Origin of the sequence: Nonomuraea sp. NPDC051191, assembly GCF_044455665.1 — a bacterium.
Lineage (GTDB): Bacteria > Actinomycetota > Actinomycetes > Streptosporangiales > Streptosporangiaceae > Nonomuraea.
The window spans coordinates 111,098-131,025 of sequence record NZ_JBITEZ010000013.1; the positions used below are offsets into that span (position 1 = coordinate 111,098).

At 72.8% G+C, this 19,928-nt stretch carries 19 protein-coding genes; 10 read left to right on the forward strand and 9 right to left on the reverse strand.

Features of this window, described 5'->3' with window-relative positions; translation table 11 throughout:
• The first annotated feature begins 99 nt into the window (after window positions 1–99).
• The 3 genes from ACIA8R_RS34585 to ACIA8R_RS34595 all read left to right on the forward strand — a co-directional run bounded on the left by ACIA8R_RS34585 (window position 100) and on the right by ACIA8R_RS34595 (window position 5,483).
• A complete protein-coding gene (locus tag ACIA8R_RS34585) occupies window positions 100–2,955 on the forward strand; it encodes an AAA family ATPase (RefSeq protein ID WP_397042108.1) in 2,856 nt (951 codons plus the stop codon).
• An 84-nt stretch (window positions 2,956–3,039) separates the two neighbouring features.
• Entirely contained in the window at window positions 3,040–4,458 is a 1,419-nt protein-coding gene (locus tag ACIA8R_RS34590) for an aldehyde dehydrogenase family protein (protein WP_397042109.1), read from the forward strand.
• A 179-nt stretch (window positions 4,459–4,637) separates the two neighbouring features.
• A complete protein-coding gene (locus ACIA8R_RS34595) occupies window positions 4,638–5,483 on the forward strand; it encodes an aldehyde dehydrogenase family protein (protein ID WP_357706345.1) in 846 nt (281 codons plus the stop codon).
• Here the strand turns inward: ACIA8R_RS34595 and ACIA8R_RS34600 are convergent.
• From ACIA8R_RS34600 to ACIA8R_RS34610, 3 genes are read right to left on the reverse strand one after another with little or no spacing between them, the layout of a single operon-like run.
• A complete protein-coding gene (locus ACIA8R_RS34600) occupies window positions 5,480–6,919 on the reverse strand; it encodes an amidase (protein WP_397042110.1) in 1,440 nt (479 codons plus the stop codon). The genes ACIA8R_RS34595 and ACIA8R_RS34600 overlap by 4 nt on opposite strands.
• A 19-nt stretch (window positions 6,920–6,938) precedes the next feature.
• Window positions 6,939–7,112, reverse strand: a complete 174-nt coding sequence (locus ACIA8R_RS34605; RefSeq protein ID WP_357706347.1) for a hypothetical protein — start codon at window positions 7,110–7,112, stop codon at window positions 6,939–6,941.
• Window positions 7,105–7,935 (reverse strand): SPFH domain-containing protein, encoded by an 831-nt coding sequence (locus tag ACIA8R_RS34610; RefSeq protein WP_364102274.1) that lies wholly within the window; start codon window positions 7,933–7,935, stop codon window positions 7,105–7,107. Before ACIA8R_RS34610 ends, ACIA8R_RS34605 begins: the two co-directional genes overlap by 8 nt.
• A gap of 57 nt (window positions 7,936–7,992) precedes the next feature.
• On the opposite strand from ACIA8R_RS34610, the gene ACIA8R_RS34615 reads away from it, so the two are divergent.
• Complete coding sequence (locus ACIA8R_RS34615) at window positions 7,993–9,171, forward strand: pyridoxal-phosphate dependent enzyme (protein WP_397042111.1); 1,179 nt, start codon at window positions 7,993–7,995, stop codon at window positions 9,169–9,171.
• Window positions 9,172–9,283: 112 nt separating this feature from the next.
• Here the strand turns inward: ACIA8R_RS34615 and ACIA8R_RS34620 are convergent, their stop codons facing one another.
• The 3 genes from ACIA8R_RS34620 to ACIA8R_RS34630 are packed head-to-tail and all read right to left on the reverse strand — an operon-like array spanning window position 9,284 to window position 12,790.
• On the reverse strand, window positions 9,284–9,973 hold the full coding sequence (locus ACIA8R_RS34620) for a hypothetical protein (protein WP_397042112.1): 690 nt from the start codon (window positions 9,971–9,973) through the stop codon (window positions 9,284–9,286).
• Window positions 9,970–12,486 carry an ATP-dependent RNA helicase gene (locus ACIA8R_RS34625; RefSeq protein WP_397042113.1) on the reverse strand — a complete coding sequence of 839 codons (2,517 nt, stop codon included), beginning with the start codon at window positions 12,484–12,486 and terminating at the stop codon, window positions 9,970–9,972. Before ACIA8R_RS34625 ends, ACIA8R_RS34620 begins: the two co-directional genes overlap by 4 nt.
• Entirely contained in the window at window positions 12,473–12,790 is a 318-nt protein-coding gene (locus ACIA8R_RS34630; RefSeq protein WP_357706352.1) for a helix-turn-helix transcriptional regulator, read from the reverse strand. Before ACIA8R_RS34630 ends, ACIA8R_RS34625 begins: the two co-directional genes overlap by 14 nt.
• 89 nt (window positions 12,791–12,879) lie before the next feature.
• Between ACIA8R_RS34630 and ACIA8R_RS34635 the strand changes: the two genes are divergently transcribed.
• Complete coding sequence (locus ACIA8R_RS34635) at window positions 12,880–14,031, forward strand: MFS transporter (RefSeq protein WP_397042114.1); 1,152 nt, start codon at window positions 12,880–12,882, stop codon at window positions 14,029–14,031.
• Here ACIA8R_RS34635 and ACIA8R_RS34640 read toward each other — a convergent pair.
• Window positions 13,980–14,594, reverse strand: coding sequence for a TetR family transcriptional regulator (locus ACIA8R_RS34640; RefSeq protein WP_364102289.1), 615 nt, complete (start codon window positions 14,592–14,594; stop codon window positions 13,980–13,982). The genes ACIA8R_RS34635 and ACIA8R_RS34640 overlap by 52 nt on opposite strands.
• Window positions 14,595–14,665: 71 nt before the next feature.
• Here ACIA8R_RS34640 and ACIA8R_RS34645 point away from each other — a divergent pair, with 71 nt between their 5' ends.
• Complete coding sequence (locus ACIA8R_RS34645) at window positions 14,666–15,631, forward strand: hypothetical protein (RefSeq protein ID WP_397042115.1); 966 nt, start codon at window positions 14,666–14,668, stop codon at window positions 15,629–15,631.
• 80 nt (window positions 15,632–15,711) lie between these two features.
• A complete protein-coding gene (locus ACIA8R_RS34650; RefSeq protein ID WP_397042116.1) occupies window positions 15,712–16,407 on the forward strand; it encodes a hypothetical protein in 696 nt (231 codons plus the stop codon).
• A gap of 5 nt (window positions 16,408–16,412) precedes the next feature.
• Here the strand turns inward: ACIA8R_RS34650 and ACIA8R_RS34655 are convergent, their stop codons facing one another.
• Together ACIA8R_RS34655 and ACIA8R_RS34660 are read right to left on the reverse strand one after the other, a co-directional pair.
• The gene (locus tag ACIA8R_RS34655; protein ID WP_357706357.1) at window positions 16,413–17,237 is read right to left on the reverse strand and encodes an undecaprenyl-diphosphate phosphatase; all 825 of its coding nucleotides are present in this window, start codon (window positions 17,235–17,237) and stop codon (window positions 16,413–16,415) included.
• Between the two features lie 109 nt (window positions 17,238–17,346).
• On the reverse strand, window positions 17,347–18,159 hold the full coding sequence (locus ACIA8R_RS34660; RefSeq protein WP_397042117.1) for an NAD(P)H-binding protein: 813 nt from the start codon (window positions 18,157–18,159) through the stop codon (window positions 17,347–17,349).
• Between the two features lie 75 nt (window positions 18,160–18,234).
• On the opposite strand from ACIA8R_RS34660, the gene ACIA8R_RS34665 reads away from it, so the two are divergent.
• The 3 genes from ACIA8R_RS34665 to ACIA8R_RS34675 all read left to right on the forward strand — a co-directional run bounded on the left by ACIA8R_RS34665 (window position 18,235) and on the right by ACIA8R_RS34675 (window position 19,915).
• Window positions 18,235–19,155: an AraC family transcriptional regulator gene (locus ACIA8R_RS34665; RefSeq protein ID WP_397042118.1), complete on the forward strand. Its 921-nt coding sequence runs from the start codon at window positions 18,235–18,237 to the stop codon at window positions 19,153–19,155.
• Window positions 19,152–19,661, forward strand: coding sequence for an HAD domain-containing protein (locus tag ACIA8R_RS34670; protein ID WP_364102302.1), 510 nt, complete (start codon window positions 19,152–19,154; stop codon window positions 19,659–19,661). The genes ACIA8R_RS34665 and ACIA8R_RS34670 overlap by 4 nt, the downstream gene beginning before the upstream one ends.
• Before the next feature lie 122 nt (window positions 19,662–19,783).
• The gene (locus tag ACIA8R_RS34675; protein WP_229824750.1) at window positions 19,784–19,915 is read left to right on the forward strand and encodes a PspC domain-containing protein; all 132 of its coding nucleotides are present in this window, start codon (window positions 19,784–19,786) and stop codon (window positions 19,913–19,915) included.
• The last annotated feature ends 13 nt before the right edge of the window (window positions 19,916–19,928 follow it).

The window sequence follows — 19,928 nt, forward strand, 5'->3', positions numbered from 1 at the left end:
CCAAGAGTGCCCGGCCGCGTCATCGCATGTGGCGGCCGGGCCTCTGCACCCCCCTAAACCCGTCGAATGCGATTGATAGGGCATGGCATGCTGAACGACATGCTGGGACGTTCGGTGAGTCCCGTCTTCGTCGGGCGGGCGGAGGAGCTCGTCGCTCTCGGAGAGAGCTTCGACGAGGCGCGCAAGGGCACGGTGACGTCCGTGCTCATGGGCGGAGAGGCTGGGGTCGGCAAGAGCCGGCTCGTGCAGCGCTTCGCCGAGACCTGCGTGGCCGATGGCGCGCAGGTGCTGGTCGGTGGCTGCGTGGAGTTGTCGGCCGAGGGTCTGGCGTACGCGCCCTTCACCGCCGCGCTCAGGCAGCTCGTCAGAGAGCAGGGCCCCGCCGCGGTGGCCGCGCTGCTGCCCGAAGGGGGCCAGCGCGATCTGGCCAGGCTGCTGCCGGAGTTCGGCGAGCCCAGCGGCGACGGCGAGACCGACACGGGTCGCGCCCGGCTCTTCGAGCAGTTCCTCACCCTCCTCGAACGCCTCGCGGACAGCCGCCCCACGATCCTCGTCATCGAGGACATCCACTGGGCCGACCGGTCCAGCCGCGACCTGATCGCCTTTCTCAGCCGCAACCTGCACGCCCCGCAGGTGCTCATCGTCATGACCTACCGCTCCGACGACCTGCACCGGCAGCATCCGCTGCGCCCGGTGCTGGCCGAGCTCGGACGCGTCAACGGCGTCCACCGCCTGGACCTGCCCCGCCTGTCGCGCGACGAGGTGGCCGCCCAGATGGCCGGCATCCTCGGCGCCGCCCCCGAATACGTGAAGGTCCAGAAGGTCTACGAACGCAGCGAGGGCATTCCGCTGTTCGTGGAGGCCCTGCTCGACAGCGGCGAGGACTGCACGTTCCCCGAGTCGATGCAGGACCTCATCCTCAACGCCGTCGAACGGCTCCCCGAGGAGACCCAGCGCGTCCTGCGCATGGCCGCGGCGGGCGGCAACCGGGTCGGTCACGCGCTGCTGGCCGCCGTCAGCGGGCTGTCGGAGATCGAGCTGGAGGCGGCCCTGCGCCCCGCCATCGCCGGGAACGTGCTGCAGATCGCCGACAACCGCGCCTACGTCTTCCGGCACGCGCTGATCCGGGAGGCCGTGCACGAGGAACTGCTGCCGGGCGAACACCAGCGCCTGCACTCCAGGTACGCCGAGGAGATCTCCAAGGACCGCTCGCTCGTCCCGCCCGGTCGCGCCGCCGTTGAGCTGGCCCACCACTGGTACGGGGCCCGCAACGACCTCTGGGCCCTGGTGTCGGCCTGGGAGGCCGCGCAGAAGTCGTTCAAGGCGTACGCCTACACCGAGGCCGTGCCGCTGCTGGAACGTGTGCTCATGCTCTGGGACCGGGTCCCCGACGCCGCCCGGCGCATCGGCGTGGACCACACCGCCGTGCTCGAACGCGCCTCCGAGGCCGCGAACGCCGGCGGCGAGGTGGACAAGGGCGTGAAGTTCGTCAAGGCCGCCCTCGCCGAGCTGGACGAGAACGAGGAACCGGACCGGGTGGCCCAGCTCATCGTGCGCCAGGCGTCGTTCAAGGTGTCCAAGGGCCAGATGGGCGTCATCGAGCTGCTCCGGCACGCCCTGCGACTGGTGCCCGAGCCGTGCCCGGTGCGCGCGGAGGTCGTCATGACGCTGAGCAGGCAGCTCATGCTGCGCGGCCACGTCGCCGAGGCCGACGAGCTGATCGTCGAGGGCCTCGACCTGGTCAGGCGGTCGGGCGACCGGTGCCTCGAAGCCGACCTGCTGATGAACATGGCGCTCGGCCACTCGCTGCGGGGTGAGCTGGAGCGGGTCATCGCCGTCAACGAGCAGGCGATCGGCCTCGGCAAGGACGAGGGTTCGGGCCGGATCATCATCAGGGCGCTCGGCAACAACATCGACTCCCTGATCGACATGGGCCGCGCCGAGGAGGCCCTGCGCCTGTCGGAGGAGGCCTGGCGCTACGCCAAGAAGTACGGCCGGCTGCGCGGCAGCGGGCTGTTCATCCTCAACAACTGGGCCGAGGCGCTGGAGTCCCTCGGCCGCTGGGACGAGGCGCTCGACCGCGTGGAGAGCACGCTCAACTACGGGCCGGTCCTGCGCACCCGGTACGCCGTGCTGCGCGTCCGGGCCGACATCGGGCTGGCCAGGGGCGAGGTGCAGCTCGTCGAGGGCATCCTGTCGGAGATCGGCGTGCTCAAGGACCGCCCTGAGGACTTCGTCCAGGACGTCATCAGCAACGCGCGCCTGCACATCGGCTGGCACCTGCTCAAGGGCGAGCCGTGGGCGGCGCTGGCCGTGGCCGAGCGGGCGCTGTCGCATCCGCGGCTGCCGAGCAAGGCCATGCTGGGCTGGCGGCTGCTCTCCCTGCTGCGCACGGTCTGCGACGCGGCGGAAGACCTCGAACCCGACCGGACCGCCGCGGTCCGGGCGCACGCCGCCGAGCTGGCGGCCGAGCTGACGATCAGCGGGCCGGTGGCGGATGCGTACCGGCTGTCCTACAGCGGTGACTTCGACGCCTCGGCGGCGGCGTGGGAGCGGCTGATGCGCCCGCACAACCAGGCCAAGGCCCTGCTGCGCGCGGCCGGCGCCGCGGCCAGGAGCGGCGACAGGGAGGGCGCGGCGACCCGGCTCCGGCAGGCGCGCCCGCTCGCCGTCGAGCTGCGCGCCACCCCGCTGGTCGAGGAGATCGAGGCGTTGTCGCGCCGCGTGGGCGGCGGCCAGCAGGCCCAGGAGACAACGCCGGAGCTGCTGACGCCGCGTGAGCTGGAGGTTCTGCGCCTGGTGACCCAGGGCCGCACCAACAGGGACATCGCCGCCCAACTGTTCATCTCGGCGAAGACGGTCAGCGTGCACGTGTCGAACATCCTGGCCAAGCTGGGTGTCACCACGCGCGGAGAGGCCGCCGCGGCGGCGCATCGCCTGTCCCTCCTCGCGTAGGAGCTCCAGGCCCCTCGGAGCACTCGGACCGACCGTCTACGCTGGCAAGGTGATGTCCCTATACCTCACCCTGGGCTGACGGCGATGTTCGACTACGCACCCGCGCCAGAGTCGCGCGACATTGTCGACCTCAAGCCGTCGTACGGGTTGTTCATCAACGGTGAGTTCGTGGACGGCTCCGGCTCTCCCTTCAAGACGGTCAACCCGGCGACGGAGGAGAAGCTCGCGGAAGTCGCCTCCGCCTCCTCCGACGACGTCGACCGGGCCGTGCAGGCGGCGCGCAAGGCGTTCGGCGTGTGGAGCGCCCTGCCGGGCGCCGAGCGGGCCAAGTACCTGTTCCGCATCGCGCGCCTGATCCAGGAGCGGGCCCGCGAGCTGGCCGTCCTGGAGTCGCTCGACAACGGCAAGCCGATCCGCGAGTCGCGCGACGTCGACCTGCCGCTGGTCGCGGCCCACTTCTTCTACTACGCGGGCTGGGCCGACAAGCTGGCCTACGCCGGGTTCGGTACCAAGCCGCTCGGTGTGGCCGGTCAGGTCATCCCGTGGAACTTCCCGCTGCTCATGCTGGCCTGGAAGATCGCTCCCGCGCTGGCCTGCGGCAACACGGTCGTGCTCAAGCCGGCCGAGACCACGCCGCTGACCGCGCTGCTGTTCGCGGAGATCTGCCAGCAGGCCGAGCTGCCGCCGGGCGTGGTCAACATCGTGACCGGCGCGGGCGACACCGGCGCCGCGCTGGTGGCCCATCCCGACGTCAACAAGGTGGCCTTCACCGGCTCCACAGAGGTCGGCCGGCTCATCGCCCGCACGGTCGCGGGCACCGGCAAGAAGCTCACGCTGGAGCTCGGCGGCAAGGCCGCGAACATCGTCTTCGAGGACGCCGCCATCGACCAGGCGGTCGAGGGCATCGTCAACGGCATCTTCTTCAACCAGGGCCACGTCTGCTGCGCGGGCTCCCGGCTGCTGGTGCAGGAGTCCGTCCACGACGAGCTGCTGGAGTCGCTGAAGCGGCGGCTCGGCACGCTGCGGCTCGGCGACCCGCTCGACAAGAACACCGACATCGGCGCGATCAACTCGGCCGAGCAGCTCGCCAAGATCCGCGAGCTGTCCGAGGCCGGGGCCGACGAGGGCGCCGAGCGCTGGTCGCCCGCGTGCGAGCTGCCCGACCGGGGCTACTGGTTCCCGCCCACCCTGTTCACCGGGGTCGCCCAGTCCCACCGGATCGCCCGGGAGGAGATCTTCGGGCCGGTGTTGTCCGTGCTGACCTTCCGTACCCCCGCGGAGGCCGTGGAGAAGGCCAACAACACCCCGTACGGGCTCTCTGCCGGCATCTGGACGGAGAAGGGCTCGCGCATCCTGTGGATGGCCGACCGGCTGCGGGCCGGGGTCGTCTGGGCCAACACGTTCAACAAGTTCGACCCCACCTCGCCGTTCGGCGGCTACAAGGAGTCGGGGTACGGCCGTGAAGGCGGTCTCGCGGGGCTGGAGGCCTACCTTGACGTGTGATCATCGCCGTGCCCGGCGGTCCGGGCGGCGTGCCCAGGCCACCGGCGGCCACGCCTTCGCCCGTGCCGGCCGGCCCGCACGCGTCGGCTGGTTCGCCCACCGCTGCGGCGTCAGCAGGTGCGGCCAGGTGTTCGCCCCGGTTCAGACGACGCAGGAGTCCACGTGGAGAGGTCGGGGCGATGAGTAGGTTGTCCGTCAGAAAGACCTACAAGCTGTACATCGGCGGGGCCTTCCCGCGCTCGGAGAGTGGGAGGTCCTATCCCGTGACCTCGCCCAAGGGCGACTTCCTCGCCAACGCCTCGCGCGCCTCGCGCAAGGACGCGCGTGACGCCGTGGTCGCCGCGCGCAAGGCGTTCCCCGGCTGGTCCGGCGCGACCCCCTACAACAGGGGGCAGATCCTCTACCGCGTCGCCGAGATGCTGGAGGGGCGGCGCGGGCAGTTCGCCGAGGAGCTGGGCACGGGCAAGAAGGCCGCCCTTGAGTCGGTGGACGCTGCGGTCGACCGGCTGGTCTGGTACGCGGGCTGGTCGGACAAGATCACGTCGGTGCGCGGGTCGGCGAACCCGGTGGCGGGGCCGTACCTCAACCTGTCCTCGCCGGAGCCGACCGGGGTCGTGGCCGTGGTGGCGCCCGCCGATCCGCTGCTCGGGCTGGTGTCCGTGGTCGCGCCGGTGATCGTCACCGGGAACACGTGCGTCGTGGTCGCCTCCGAGCCCTCACCGCTCGCCTCGATCACGCTGGCCGAGGTGCTGGCCACGTCCGACCTGCCGGGCGGGGTGGTCAACATCCTGACCGGACGGCAGGCCGAGCTGGCGCCCTGGCTGGCCGCGCACATGGACGTCAACGGCCTCGACCTGACCGGCGTCGAGGACGCCGACCTGGCGCTGCGCTGCGAGCAGGAGGCGGCCGAGAACCTCAAGCGCGTGCTGCGTCCCGTGCGCGAGGACTGGACGGCCGATCCGGGGCTCGGGCGCATGACGCGGTTCCTGGAGACCAAGACCGTCTGGCATCCGGCCGGCGTCTAGGAGAAACCGGGCGGGCGCAGCGGCGGGTGGGCCGCCTGGAGCTGGGCGGCCAGGGCCAGCAGGTGCGGCTCGCCGCCCGGCGGCGCCACGAGCTGCACGCCGATCGGCAACGCGCTGGAGTGCGTGGCGACCGGCACGGTCATCGCCGGCCAGCCGCACAGGTTCCAGGGGCTGGTGGTGGGCGCGTACCTGACGTTGACCAGCAGGTTGGGCAGGAGGCCGCGCCCGGCCCAGCGGTCGGCGCGCGGCGGGAGCGCGGCGAGCGTCGGCGTGATCATCACGTCGGCGTCGCCGAACCAGGTGTCGGCGCCGTAGCCGCTCCAGCGCTCGCGGCCGCGCCGGCCGTCCAGACCGATCCTGGTGAGCACGCGTCCGGCGCGGGCGAGTGCGCGGGTGCGGCGTTCAAGACCGCGCGGGTCGAGGCCGTCCGCCGCGGCGGCGGCCCGGCCCAGCCAGGTGGCCACCGCGGCGGGGCCGAGCCAGGCGGGCAGGCGGTGCGGGTGCTCGACCACGGTGTGCCCGGCCTGCCGCAACGTCTCGGCCGCCGCTCGCACCGCCCCCTGGAACTCCCGGTCGACGGGCAGGCCCGGCGGCAGCGGCTGCGGGGCGTAGGCCACCCGCAGGTCGAACGGCTCCGGGCTGTCCTGGGGCGGCTGCGGCTCCCACACCTCGTCGTCGTCGGCCCAGACCGAGCGGAGCATGCGCGGCTTCGGCTCGACCCGGTGGCCGGTACGCCACGCCTCGGCCAGCGCCGGGTCGGCGGCCAGCACGGACAGCGCGAGCGACAGGTCGGCCGCGGTCGTGGCCAGGGGGCCGTTCTCGGTGAGCCCGTCCCAGTCGTCGGCGGGCGGGGGGACCAGGCCGGTCCCCGGCTTGACGGCCAGCACGCCGCAGCAGGCGCCCGGGATGCGCAGCGACCCCATGCCGTCGTTGCCGAGCGCGATCGGGACCATCCCGGCCGCCACCGCCGCCGCGCTGCCCGAGGAGGAGCCGCCGGCGGTGCGGGCGAGGTTCCAGGGGTTGCGGACGACGCCGTACGGGCCGTCGCCGAAGCCGACCAGCCCCAGCTCCGGCAGGTTCGTCAGCCCGACGACCACCGCGCCCGCCGCGCGCAGCCGGGCCACGGCCGGATGGTCCTCCGGGGCGGGCGTGCCGGGGGTGGCGGCCGAGCCGCCGCGGGTGGGCTCGCCGGCCACCTCCAGGTTGTCCTTGACGGCCACCGGCACCCCGGCGAGCGGCAGGTCGGCCAGGTCGCGGCGGTCGTCCAGCGCCCGCGCCTCGTCCACCGCCTGCTGCCTGACCAGCCGGAACGCGCCCACCTGGGAATCCCGTCCGGAGATGCGGCGAAGGTGCTCCGCCACCACGGTCGTGGCCGTCACCTCGCCGCGCCGGACGGCCGTCGCGATCTCGATGGCGGTCCTGCCTGCCCACAACATGTCTAGAGTGTGCAGGTTTTCACTCTTCCTTGCGAGAGCTCCTGCCCGGCTCCCGCCCGGCCTCCTTCAACGCCAGCCGCAGCGCGAACTCGATCTGCGCGTTGATGCTGCGCAGGTCGTCGGCCGCCCACTTGGCGATGGCGTCGTAGACGGCCGGATCGAGGCGGAGCAGGAGCTTCTTGCGCTCAGGCATACAGACTGCCGGCGTTCACCACCGGCTGGGTCGCCCGGTCGCCGCACAGGACGACCAGGAGGTTGGAGACCATCTGGGCCTTGCGCTCCTCGTCGAGCTCCACGACCCCCTCCGCGGCCAGCCGGTCGAGCGCGAGCTGGACCATGCCGACCGCGCCCTCGACGATCCTGGTGCGGGCGGCGACCACCTGGCCGGCCTGCTGGCGCACGAGCATCGCCTGGGCGATCTCCGGCGCGTAGGCCAGGTGGGTGATGCGGGCCTCCAGGATCTCGATCCCGGCCAGCTCGGTGCGCTCGCGCAGCTCGGCGGTCAGCTCGCCGGCGACCTCGGCGCCGTCGCGCAGGCTGGTGCGCTCGGGCTCGTGCGAGTCGTACGGGTGGGTGGTCGCGAGGTGCCGCACGGCGGCCTCGGACTGGATCGCGATGTACTGCTCGTAGTCGTCGACGGAGAAGGCGGCCTTGGCCGTGTCGGTGACCTTGTAGACCACCACCGAGGCGATCTCGACCGGGTTGCCGTCGGCGTCGTTGACCTTGAGCTTGGCGGTCTCGAAATTGCGGACCCGGCGGCTGATCCGGCGCTTGGTGGTGAACGGCGCCACCCACTGGAGCCCCGCCACGTCGACCGTGCCGACGTAGCGGCCGAGGAACTGCACGACCTTCGCCTCGTTGGGGTTGACCACGGTGAAGCCGGAGGCCATGAGCGCGAAGAGCACGATCCAGGCTATGCCGAGCGTCTCGAACGAGACCAGCGCCGCGCCGCCCGCCAGCAGGAGGAGGACGAGCAGGACCAGGAATCCGTTGATCCGGAAAGCACGACGTTCCATCGCGACTCCTTGCTATCGAAGTGATATCACCATGATAGCCATATAAACTCCATGCGCGTGAACGGATCTTCACTTGCCGTCGGCCAGCGCTCGCTGGGCGACCCCTCGATCGAGTTCCCGTTGTCCCCGCCGCTCACGAAGGGCTGTCCGCGTACCAGCACCGACGAGATCGCCTATCCGGTCGAGGTCGTCTACGACTACGGCCGCGTCGACAAGGGCCTGTTCGACCAGGAGCCGGGGCCGGACATCGCGCGCTGGTCGCCGCTGCTGCCGTCCCTGGAGGCGCCCACGCTCGGCGAGGGCGGCACCCCGCTGCTGGAGTTCGACGGGATCCACCTCAAGGACGAGTCCCAGAACCCGACCTGGTCGCACAAGGACCGGCTGAACCGCGTTGCGGTCAGCGCGGCCGTGGCGGAGGGGGCGGCCGGGGTGGTGGTGGCCTCGTCGGGCAACCACGGCGCCTCGGCCGCCGCGTACGCCGCCCGCGCCGGGCTGCCCGCCATCGTGCTGGCCTCGGCGGAGTCGCCGGCCGCGGTGCAGGCGTTCGTGCGGGCGTACGGGGCCAAAGTGTTCTCCATGCCGGCCGACGAGCGGTGGCCGCTGCTGCGGGAGATCGTGGACCGGCTCGGATACCACCCGGTCAGCAACCAGACCGTGACCCACACCGGCCATCCGTACGGGCCCGAGGGGTACAAGACGATCGCGTACGAGCTGTTCCTCCAGCTCGGACGGGTGCCCGCGGCGGTCTTCGCGCCCACGGGCTACGCCGAGTTGCTGTTCGGGGTGTGGAAGGGCTTCACCGAGCTGCGGCTGCTCGGGCTGGCCGGGGGTGTGCCGCGGATGTTCTCCTGCGAGCCGGCCGCGGGCGGCCCCAACGCGCGGGCCCTGGCCGACGGGGCGCCCGCGGCGATCGTCGAGCTGGGGGCCAGCGCGGCGTACGGGATCGCGGGGTCGGTCGGCGGGCACCGGGGCGTGCTGGCGGTGCGCGACAGCGGCGGCGAGGCGGTGCTCGTGACGGACGACGAGATGCGCGCGGCCCAGCGGGACCTGGCGCGGCAGGGGGTGTGGCAGGAGCTGTCGGGGGCGGCGGGCCTGGCGGCCTACCGGAAGCTGCGCCGGGACTTCGACGGGCCGGTGGTGTGCGTGGGCACGTCGAGCGGGTTCAAGGACCTGGGGGTGGGCGAGGAGACCCACCCGGCCCGCACGGGTCTGACCCTGGCCGACCTGACGAACTGACGCCTCCTGCCCGCCGCCCCCTCGGCCTTCGGCCCCCGGCCCTCGGCCTTCGGCCCCCGGCCCTCGGCCTTCGGCCCCCGGCCCTCGGCCCTCTTGCGCCCGGCCCTACCCCTCAGGGCTTGAGCAGGATGCGGAGAGGGCCGAGGGTGGTGAAGCCGTGGGCGAGGGCGGCCGACGGGTCGCTCTCGTAGCCGACCAGCGGGCGGCCGGGGAACAGCTCGGCCGCCATCGCCACCGTGCCCTCCCAGGCGGCGGACTCGTCGCAGCCGGCCGCGAAGACGTTCGAGACGCCCGTCACCGTGCCGCTCGCGTTGAGCGCCGCGCCGCAGACCACGTCGCCCCCGATCCGGCCGCACACCAGCCGCACGTCGGGATCGTCGAGCAGCGCGGGCGGGAACAGGCCGGGCGCGCTGCCGGAGAAGCAGGCCGCCGCCCACTCCTCCAGCGTTCGCGGGTCGCCGGCCACTTCCCACACGACCGGGTCCCCGGTGGCCGCCCGGAGGGGACGCCGCGGCGCGTCCGGAGCGGGCCGGCCGATCCACTGGGCGGAGAACAGCACGTCGAAGCCGGGCAGGTCGAGCGTGCCGAAGCTGTCCTTGACCGAGGCGCCCGAGCCCGCGTCGATGCCGCCGAGCACGTCGGCCGCCCCGGCGCCGGGGGAGAGCGTGACGGCGTCGGGATAGAGGACGGGGGTCCTGGCCGGGTTGGTCCAGGCGAGCGGGCCGAAGACGCCGGGACGGCCGTGCGCCCGGCACATCGTGTCGCACCAGGCGGCGTTGTTGCGGACGGCTTCGTCGATCAAGGTCGGCTCCGGTTGACGCGGCGGGTGGGCGGCGCGGTGAGTGGATCCTCCGGCCATGGGTGCTTAGGGTAACGTCCCCTCATTTCGGCCCGTACGGACCGGTAGGCGTCCCGCCAGAACGACGCCAGATCGGCGGTCACCGCCACCGGACGGCCGGCCGGGGACAGCAGATGGACCAGCAGGGGCACCCCGGCGATCCGCGGCGTCTCCTCCCAGCCGAACAGTTCCTGCAACTTCACCGCCAGCACCGGCTGCTCGCCGGAGTAGTCGACCCTGATCCGCGAGCCGCTGGGGACCTCGACGTGTTCGGGGGCCACGTTCTCCAGGCGCTCGCTCCACGGGATCAGGCGGCGCAGGGCGGCGGCCACGTCGATGCGCTCGACGTCGGCCCGGCGGCGGGCCCTGGACAGCTCCGGCTCCAGCCACTGGTCGGCCAGGGCGATCAGGTCGTCGGTGGCGGGCCACGGGGGGCCGATCGCGCGGTGGGCGAAGGTCAGGCGGTCCTTGAGTTCTCTGGCGGGTCTCGTCCAGGTCAGCAGGTCTTCGGTGCGGAGGCCGTGCAGGATGGCGGGGCGTACGTCGGCGTCCTTGAGCGGGGTGGACGACAGCTCGATCGCGCCCAGGCGTTCGACCACGCGGGCCGACACGTCGCCGCGCCGCTCGCCCGGCGGGACCCGCCAGGTGACCTCCTCCTCGACCGTCGTGGGCAGGGCCAGCCTGGCGATCTCCTCGTCGATCACCACGGCCTGGCGCACGCGGGCCGAGGCCGAACCCGTGGGCCTGTCGGCGACGGCGATCGCCAGCCACGGCGCGGTGGCCAGCCTGGAGCCCTCGGCGAGCTGGGCCTGCGTGCCCGACGCCATGAGGTACCCGCCGCCGCGCCGCCGCGCCACCCGCTCCGGGAACGCCAACGCCACCGCCATCCCGGCCAGCACGTCGTCACTCACCTCCCGGCAGCCGGCCCCTTCACCGGAGGAACGGGGGCCCGCAGGCGTCGGGGAGGAGCCGGCACCGGAGGGGCGGGAGCCCAAGGGGCTCGGGGAGGAGCCGGTACCGGAGGAGCGGGAGCCCGCGGGGGTCGGGGCGGCCGGGGGCTGCGTGGCGGCTCGGGTGAGGCGGGTGGTTTCCCGGCGCCAGCGGGCGGCGAAGCCCGTGCCGCCCCTCCGGGCCGTACGCCAGACCTCGGCGAGGTCGTCGCCCGCGTCCTTGGGTAGTTGCTCCGACAGCAGCGCCACCACCTCGGCGGCCCGAGGGCCGAGGTCGATCAGGGCCCTGGCCAGGCGGGGATGCACGCCCGCCAGCGCCATGCGCCGCCCGCGACCGGTCACCCGCCCGGCCTCCAGCGCGCCCAGAGCCTCCAGGGTGCGGACGGCGGCCGCCATCGCGGCGGGCGGCGGCCGGTCGAGCAGGGCCAGGCCGACCGCGTCGGCGTCGCCCCAGCAGGCCGCTTGGAGCGCGAACCCGGTCAGGTCGGCGAGTGCGATCTCCGGCCGCGCGTGGTCGGCCAGGCGCTCGTGCTCGGCCGCCGACCAGCAGCGGTACACGGCGCCCGGGGCCTCCCGCCCGGCGCGGCCGGCCCGCTGGTCGGCGGACGCCTTCGAGACCCTGACCGTGGTGAGCGACCCGAGCCCCCGGGCGTGGTCGGTACGGGGCTCGCGGGCCAGCCCCGAGTCCACCACCACGCGGACACCCGGCACCGTCAGGCTCGACTCGGCCACCGACGTGGCCAGCACGACCCGGCGTCCGGCCCCGGGTGACAGGACGGCGTCCTGCACGCGGGCGGGCGCCTGGCCGTGCACCTGGAGCACGTCGAGGTCGCCCAGCATGCCCGCGACCCTGCCGATCTCGCCCACCCCCGGCAGGAAGCACAGGACGTCGCCGTCGCGCTCGGCGTACGCCCGCCGGACGACCGAGGCCACGTGCGCCAGCAGCGCGGGATCGACGCGCAGGCCGTGGGGCGGCGCGACCGGACGCTCCGGCGGCGCCCACACGGTCTCCACCGGATGGGCCGAACCCGTGGCGGCCACCACCGGCCCGCCGAGCAACAGCGACCAGGGGGCCGCGTCCGCGGTGGCCGACGTGGCCAGCAGCCGCAGATCGGGACGGAGGGTCTCGCGCACGTCGAGCAGGAACGCGAGGGCGGTGTCGGCGTCGAGGTGGCGTTCGTGGCACTCGTCGAGCACGACCGCGTCGACCCCGGCGAGCTCCTGGTCGCGCTGGAGCCGCTGGAGCAGCACGCCGGTGGTGACGACCTCGACCATGGGGTTCGCCCCGGTGTGCCGCTCGCCGCGGATCGTGTAGCTGACGCCCATGCGTCGGGCCGCCGCGCGTACGGCCAGCCGCCGGGGCTCGGCGACCAGCACCCGCAGCCCGGTCTCGGCCAGCGCCAGGGGCACGACCGTGGTCTTGCCCGTGCCGGGCGGCGCGGTGAGGACCGCCGTGCCGTGCCGGTCCAGCGTGGCGAGCAGCTCGGGCAGCGCGTCGTGGATCGGCAGCCGGTCAGGTCGTGGCATGCGAGGCCGACAGCACGGAGTCGAGCAGGCCGGGGAAACGTGCGTCGAGGTCGCCGCGGCGCAGGCTGATGTACTTGAGCCGGCCCTCCTGCTTGGAGACGATCACGCCCGCCTCGCGCAGCGCGCGGTAGTGGTGGGAGGCCGTCGACTTGTGGACGCCGAGATGGTCGCCCGCGGCGGTGCACGTCATCTCGCCCAGGGTGGCCAGGCGGACCACGATCTCCAGCCGGACGGGGTCGGCGAGCGCACGCAGGACCTCGGTGAGCTGGATGTCCTCCTTCGCGGGGTGCGGTAGCAGGCGCATGGTGGCACCCTACCTCCCTCTCATTGTTTGACAACTATCCAACAATAATGACAGTTTGACGGGCGTCCAACTGTTTGACTGGAGGTTCCATGAGTTCCCGGCTCTATCCCCTTGCTGCCGGAAATTTCGCCATCGGTACTGGCATGTTCGTCACCGCTGGGCTGCTCACCCCCATCTCCCGAGACCTCGGGATCTCCACGTCCGCCGCCGGGCAGCTCATGACCGTGTTCGCCCTGGCGTACGCGGTGTTGTCGCCCTTGTTGGCCGCGCTCACCGCCCGGCTGTCGCGCAAGCGGCTGCTGCTGACGGCGCTGGCCGTGTTCGTCGCGGGCAACGTGTTGACCGCGCTGGCTCCGACGTACCCGCTGGTCATGGCCACGCGGGTGGTGGCCGCGGCCGGCGCGGCGATGTTCACGCCGACCGCCTCCGGCGTGGCCAACGCGCTGACCTCGCCCGACCGGCGCGGGCGGGCGCTGGCGCTGGTGATGGGCGGGCTGTCCGTCTCCTCGGCCGTCGGTGTGCCGCTGGGCACCTGGCTGGGCTCGGTCTCGGGCTGGCGGGCGACGTTGTGGCTGGTCGTCGGCCTGGGCGTGGTCGGGTTCGCCGGGGTGGCGGCCCTCGTGCCCGACGTCCGGATCGCCGTGTCGGGACGGCTCGGCGAGCGGTTCGCGCCGCTGGCCGACCGGCGGGTGCTGGTGGTGCTGGTCACGCAGCTGCTGATGTTCGGCGCCGGGTTCACCGCCTACACCTACATCGGGTCGCTGTTCGACCTGCCGCTGCCGGCCGTGCTGTGGGCGTGGGGGCTCGGCGGCATCGTGGGCAACCAGCTCGGCGGGCGCCTCACCGACGCGTACGGGCCGCGCAGGATGGTGCTGATCGGCCTGGCCGCCTCCACGGTGTTCCTGGCCCTGATCCCCGTCGCCAACCTGGCCCTGCCGATCGCCCTGGTCTGGGCGCTCCTGTGGGGCGCGCTCGGCTGGCTGATCGCGCCGGCCCAGCAGTTCAGGACGGTGGCCGCGGTGCCGGGCAACGTCTCGATCGGGCTGGGCCTGCTGGCCTCCGCCCAGTACGTGGGCCTCTTCGCGGCCGGCATCGCGGGCGGCGTGGCCCTGGACGCCTACGGCAGGACCGGGGTGGTCGTGCTGGCCACCGGGCTGGGCCTGGTGGCGCTGCTGTTCACCCTGGTCACCTACCCCCGGGTGGCGGCGGTCTCGTCGAGCGGGAGCGTGCCCGTCAAGTAGTGCTGGACGTTGGGCGCGGTCAGGGCCGCCACCTGGCGGGCGGGCAGCGAGGCCAGCGGGTCGAGCTTGAGCATGTAGCGGATCATGGCCAGGCCGAGCAGTTGCGAGGCCGCCAGCAGCGCGCGGACCTCGGGCTGCCCGCCGGGCAGCCGGCGGGCGATCGGGGCCAGCAGTTCCCTGCCCAGCAGCTCCTTCAGCAGCGCGGCCGTGGCCGGGGTGGCGGCGGCCGCGTGCAGCAGGGCCGAGAGCCGGGGGCCGTGCTCCGGGTGCTCCCACAGCTCCAGGTAGCGGGTCACCAGCCGCTCGCCCATGCCCGGCACGTCGCCGTCGAGGGCGCCGACCATCAGCGCGACCGGCATGCTGGCCTTGATCGCGGCCTCGAACAGGCCGTCCTTGCTGCCGAAGAAGTGCATCACCAGGGCCGGATCGACGCCCGCGGCCCGCGCCACGGCCCTGATCGTGGTGCCGCCGTAGCCGTGGGCGGCGAAGGACTCCATGGCCGCTTCCAGGATCTCGTGCCTGGTCTGCGGGTTTCCCGGTCGTCTTCCGCGTTCCTCGGCCATGGGGCTATTCAACCACGTGGAATTCATCTACCCTCAAATTCAACATCGATGAACTCATCAGGTGGTGAAAAATGCGCAGGATCATTGGCCTCGTCATCGGGGTCGCCCTGCTCGGGATGCTCTTCGCCGGGTCGTTCCTCGGGGCCTTTCACGCGCCCGAACCGCACGGCGTCCCCGTCGCCGTCGTCGCGCCCGCCGAGCAGGTCGGGCAGCTCCAGGGCGGCATCGACGGGCGGCGGGCCGGGGCGTTCACATTGAGGGCGTACGGCTCGGCCGCGGCCGCGCGGGCCGCGCTGCTGGACAGGGAGGTCGACGCCGTGCTGGTCCCGGCGGAGGGCCGGCTGGTGGTGGCGAGCGCGGGCGGCCGCACCGGGGCGACGGTGATCACCGCGGCCTTCCAGGCGGCCGCGCAGGCGCAGGGCCGCACCCTGAAGGTCGAGGACGCCGTGCCGCTGCCGCCCGGAGACGCCGGCGGCATCTCCGGCATGTTCTACGTGCTCAGCGTGATCCTGCCGGGGATCGCGCTGTCCGTCCTGCTCGCCCGGGTCGCGCCGGGGCTGGGCCTGGCGGCACGGGCCGGCGTCCTGCTGGCGGGCTCGCTGGTGGCGGGCACGGCGAACGCGTGGCTGGCCGACGTCGTGTTCGGTGCGCTGCCGGGCAGCTTCGGGCCGCTGGTGGCGGTCTCGGCGGGCATCGCGCTCGCGGTCGGCCTGGTGGTCGCCGGGCTGGTCAAGGTCATCGGCACGCCGGGCGTCGGGGTGGCGGCGCTGCTGTTCGTCCCCATCGGGCTGCCGGCGAGCGGCGGGCCGCTCGGCGCCCGCTACATCCCCGAGTGGTACGCCGCCGTCGGCCGCGTCCTGCCCGTCGGCCCGGCCGCCGAGGCGGTGCGCAACACGGTGTTCTTCGGCGGGGCCGCCCTGTGGACGCCGATCGGGGTGCTGGCCCTGTGGGCGCTGCTCGGCCTGGTCCTGCTCGCCCTGCCGGGACGCCGGGCGCAGGCGGCTCCCGCCGTCCCGCGCACGCCGGTGGCGGCCTGATCTTCTCCGCCTCGGAGGTGACCTCCGGTCGCCCAGCAGGCGGACGACGGGTGGCGGCGCCGGCACGTACCGTCGCCGGCATGTTCAGGAATCAGGTGACCTTCCGCCGCGTCGCGGCGGGCACGCTGCTCATCGTGGCCCCGCTCCTCCAGACCGTGGCCGTCGTCCTCGACCCCGGCACGTGGGGCGACTCCCGGGAGGCGGTCAGCTACGGCGACAACCCCGCCCTCGCCCAGGCCGAGTCCGCGCTCTACCACTGGAGCTGGCTGCTCATGGCCCTGGCGGCCCTCGGCCTGGTGCACCTCACCAGGCGCCGGGTCACGGTGCTCGGGCACATCGCGGGCGCGGCCACGGTCGTCGGCTACATCTCGATGTCCGCCCTGCTGATGATGGACCCCGTCGAGTGGTGGCTGGGCCGCCACAACCCGCCGGACCAGGCGCAGAAGATCCTCGACGAGATGCTGAACCTGCCCGGCGTGATCTTCGGCTTCCAGATCCCGTGGATGTTCTTCGGGCTGCTCGGCCTGCCGCTGCTGGTCGCCGCCGTGTGGCGGACCGGGTTCGTCGGCTGGTGGGTGCCGCTGCTCGTCTTCGTCGGGTACGTCGTCTCCTTCCCCATCGAGTACGGCCCCCTGACCGTGCTGTTCTGGGCCCTGCCCGTCGTCGGCCTCGGCTGGACCGGCCTGAAGGTGCTGCGCATGGGCGACGAGGCCTGGGCGTCCTACTACCCTTCGCCCGCCCTCGACCGGACGGCCGTCCCGGCCCAGTCGGCCTAGATCGACTAGGCCGGGATCCAGTTCAGGGTGACCGCCAGGATGACGAAGAAGCCCAGGAGGATGCGGTAGATCACGAACGCGGTGAAGCGGTGGGTGCTGATGTACTTCAGGAACCACGCCACCGCCGCGTAGCCGACGGCGAACGAGATCAGCGTCGCCAGGATGGTGGGCCCCCAGGCGGGGGCCTGGTGCTCGCCGATGTCCTTCAGCTCGAACGCGCCTGAGGCCAGCACGGCGGGGACGGCCAGCAGGAACGAGTATTTGGCGGCGTCCTCGCGGCGGTAGTCGAGCAGCAGGCCCGCCGTGATCGTGCCGCCCGAGCGGGAGACGCCCGGGATGAGGGCCAGCGCCTGGGCGAAGCCGTAGACGACGGCGTGGGTGAAGCTGAGGTGCTTCTCCAGGGTGAGCTTGTTGCGCGCGGTGCGGTCGGCGAACCACAGGATGCAGCCGAAGACGATCAGCGTCGTGCCGACCACGCGCAGGTCGCGGAAGACGGTCTCGATCTGGTCCTTGAACGCCAGGCCGAGCACGCCGATCGGGAGCGTGCCGACGATGACGTACCAGCCCATGCGCGCGGCCCAGTGGCCGCGCAGCTCTCTGTCCCACAGGGAGCGGACCCAGGTGGAGACGATCTCCCACAGCTCCTTGCGGAAGTAGATGAGCACCGCGGCCTCGGTGCCGAGCTGGATGACCGCCGTGAAGGCCGCCCCCGGGTCCTGCCAGCCGAAGAAGGCCGAGACCACACGGATGTGGGCGCTGGAGGAGATCGGCAGGAACTCCGTGAGCCCCTGGACGAGCCCCAGCACCACCGCTTCGAGCCAGCCGATCACGACTACACCTTCCGGTTACGGGAGTGACCAGGGTGAGGTTAGCGGAAACGGAGGCCGTGCAGTTGCCCGCCCGGAACGTTGAGCGGGGTCGGCCGGAGCCGGCCCGCCCTCAGCGTCCGGCCCACGCCGCGGCGTTGGCCCCGGCGTAGTCGGCGAAGTCGCGGGCCGGACGGCCGAGCGCCTCCCGGACGCCGTCTGCCAGGTGGGCGTTGCGGCCGTCGAGCACCTCGGTGAACAGCCCGGTCAGACCCTCGGCCTCCTCCTTCGGCACGCCCGCCGCCACCGCCCCGGCCACGTACTCCTCCGGCGTGACCTGGATCGAGATGATCGTGCGGCCCGTGGCCTTCGACAGCTCGGCCGCCGCGTCGGCGAACGTCAGCAGCCTCGGGCCGGTCAGCTCGTACAGGCGGCCCGCGTGCCCGTCCTGGGTGAGGGCGGCCACGGCCACGTCGGCGATGTCGTCGGCGTCCACGAACGGCTCGGCCACGTCGGCCACCGGGATCGCCAGCACGCCGTCGAGGACCTGGTCGAAGAGGAAGCCCTCGCTGAAGTTCTGCATGAACCAGCCGCAGCGCACGATCGTCCACTCCAGGCCGGAGTCCCGCACGGTCTGCTCGCTCGCCTCGGCGCCCGGCTCGCCCCGGCCCGACAGCAGCACCAGCCGCCGCACTCCGGCCTCCGCGGCGAGCCGGGTGAGTTCCCGGATGTCCTCGTACGCGCCGGGCAGGGCCAGGTCGGGGTAGTAGGCGACGTACACGGCCTCGACGCCGTCGAGCGCGGCGGCCCAGGTGGAGCGGTCGGCCCAGTCGAAGGACGGGGTGGCCGAGCGGGAGCCGATCCGCACGGGGAGGCCGAGAGAGGTGAGCCGGTCAGCGATGCGGCGGCCGGTCTTGCCGGTCCCGCCCAGAACCAAAATCGTCATGCATCTAGTAAGCCGTCATACCCATAAGACTCTCCATGGTTGAGAAGCGCGTTGCCATATGCGATCGTCTAGCCCATGGATCAGCTCGCGGCATTGCTCGACGGACCGAGAGCGCGGAGCGCCTTCCTGCTCCGGTCGGTCCTCGACCCGCCGTGGTCGATGCGCATCCAGGACGAGGCCCCGCTCACGCTCGTGGCGCTGGTGTCGGGCGAGGCGTGGGTGCTGCCGGACAAGGGGGGGCCTACCCGCCTCGACCCCGGGCAGGTGGCCCTCCTGCGAGGGCCCGAGCCGTACGTGGTGGCCGACGACCCCGGCACCGCGCCGCAGATCGTCATCCACCCCGGCCAGCGCTGCGCCACCGTCGACGGGGAGTCGCTGTACCAGTCGATGGACCTCGGCGTGCGCACCTGGGGCAACGACGCCGAGGGCGGCACCGTGCTGATCACCGGCACGTACACGATGGAGGGCGAGGTCAGCAGGCGGCTGCTCGACGCGCTGCCCCAGCTGCTCGTGCAGCCCGGCGGGCCGATCATCGCGCTGCTCGGCGCCGAGATCGTCAAGGACGACCCGGGCCAGTCGGCGGTGCTCGACCGGCTGCTCGACCTGCTGCTGATCGCGGTGCTGCGGTCGTGGTTCGCCACGCACGAGGCGCCCGCCTGGTACCGCGCGATGGGCGACCCGATCGTGGGCAGGGCCATGCGGATGTTGCACAACAACCCCGCCCACCCCTGGACGGTCGCCGCGCTCGCCGCCGAGGTGGGGGTCTCCAGGGCGGCGCTGGCCAGGCGGTTCACCGACCTGGTGGGGGAGCCGCCGATGTCCTTCCTCACCGACTGGCGTCTGGCGCTGGCCGCCGACCTGCTGCGCGAGCCCGACGCCACGATCGGCTCGGTGGCCAGGAAGGTCGGTTACGGCAGCCCGTTCGCGCTCAGCGCGGCCTTCAAGCGCGTACGCGGCATCAGCCCCCAGGAGCATCGCACCGGAGCGGCGAGATGAAGCCCCTGCTGCTGCTCGACGTCGACGGCGTGCTCAACCCGATGGGCCGCCCCACGCCCGACTTCCGGCGCTACCGCTGCACGATCGGCACCGACGTCTACACCGTGCACCTCAACCCCCGCCACGGCCGCAGGCTCCTCGACCTGGCCCTGACCACGGGCGCCGAGCTGGTCTGGGCCACCACCTGGGAGCACCACGCCAACGAGTGGATCGCCCCCAGGATCGGCCTGCCCGCGCTCCCGGTCATCACCATGAACCCCGACCAGCCCCGGACCGAGCACGGCGAGATGTTCAAGACGCCGTACGTCGCGGCGTACGCCGGGCGGCGGCCGTTCGTGTGGTTCGACGACCAGGTGTGGGCCCAGGACGAGGAGTACCTCAGGGTGCATCAGGGTCTGGAGAATTTCCTCCTGGTCCACGTCGACCCCAGACATGGACTGACCAGGGAACATCTGGGAATGGCACATGAGTGGCTGACCCTTACAGGGTTTTCTCAGGGTCCCTAGCGGGATATCGGCGGCACTGCTGTCCGTTTCACCGGTAGGTCATCACGACACGGAGGAACAGCATGTACCGCTCAAGGGAGCACAGGATTCTGGCCGGCGTCTGCGGCGGGCTCGCCGACAAGATGGGTCTGCCCCCCACCCTCGTCCGGATCCTCTGGCTGCTGCTGTCGCTCATCCCCGGGCCGCTGTGGGTGGTCTACGTCGCCATGTGGATCCTCATCCCGGAGGAGCCGAGGGGCTACTCCGCCCACTGACGCGTCGGCCGGG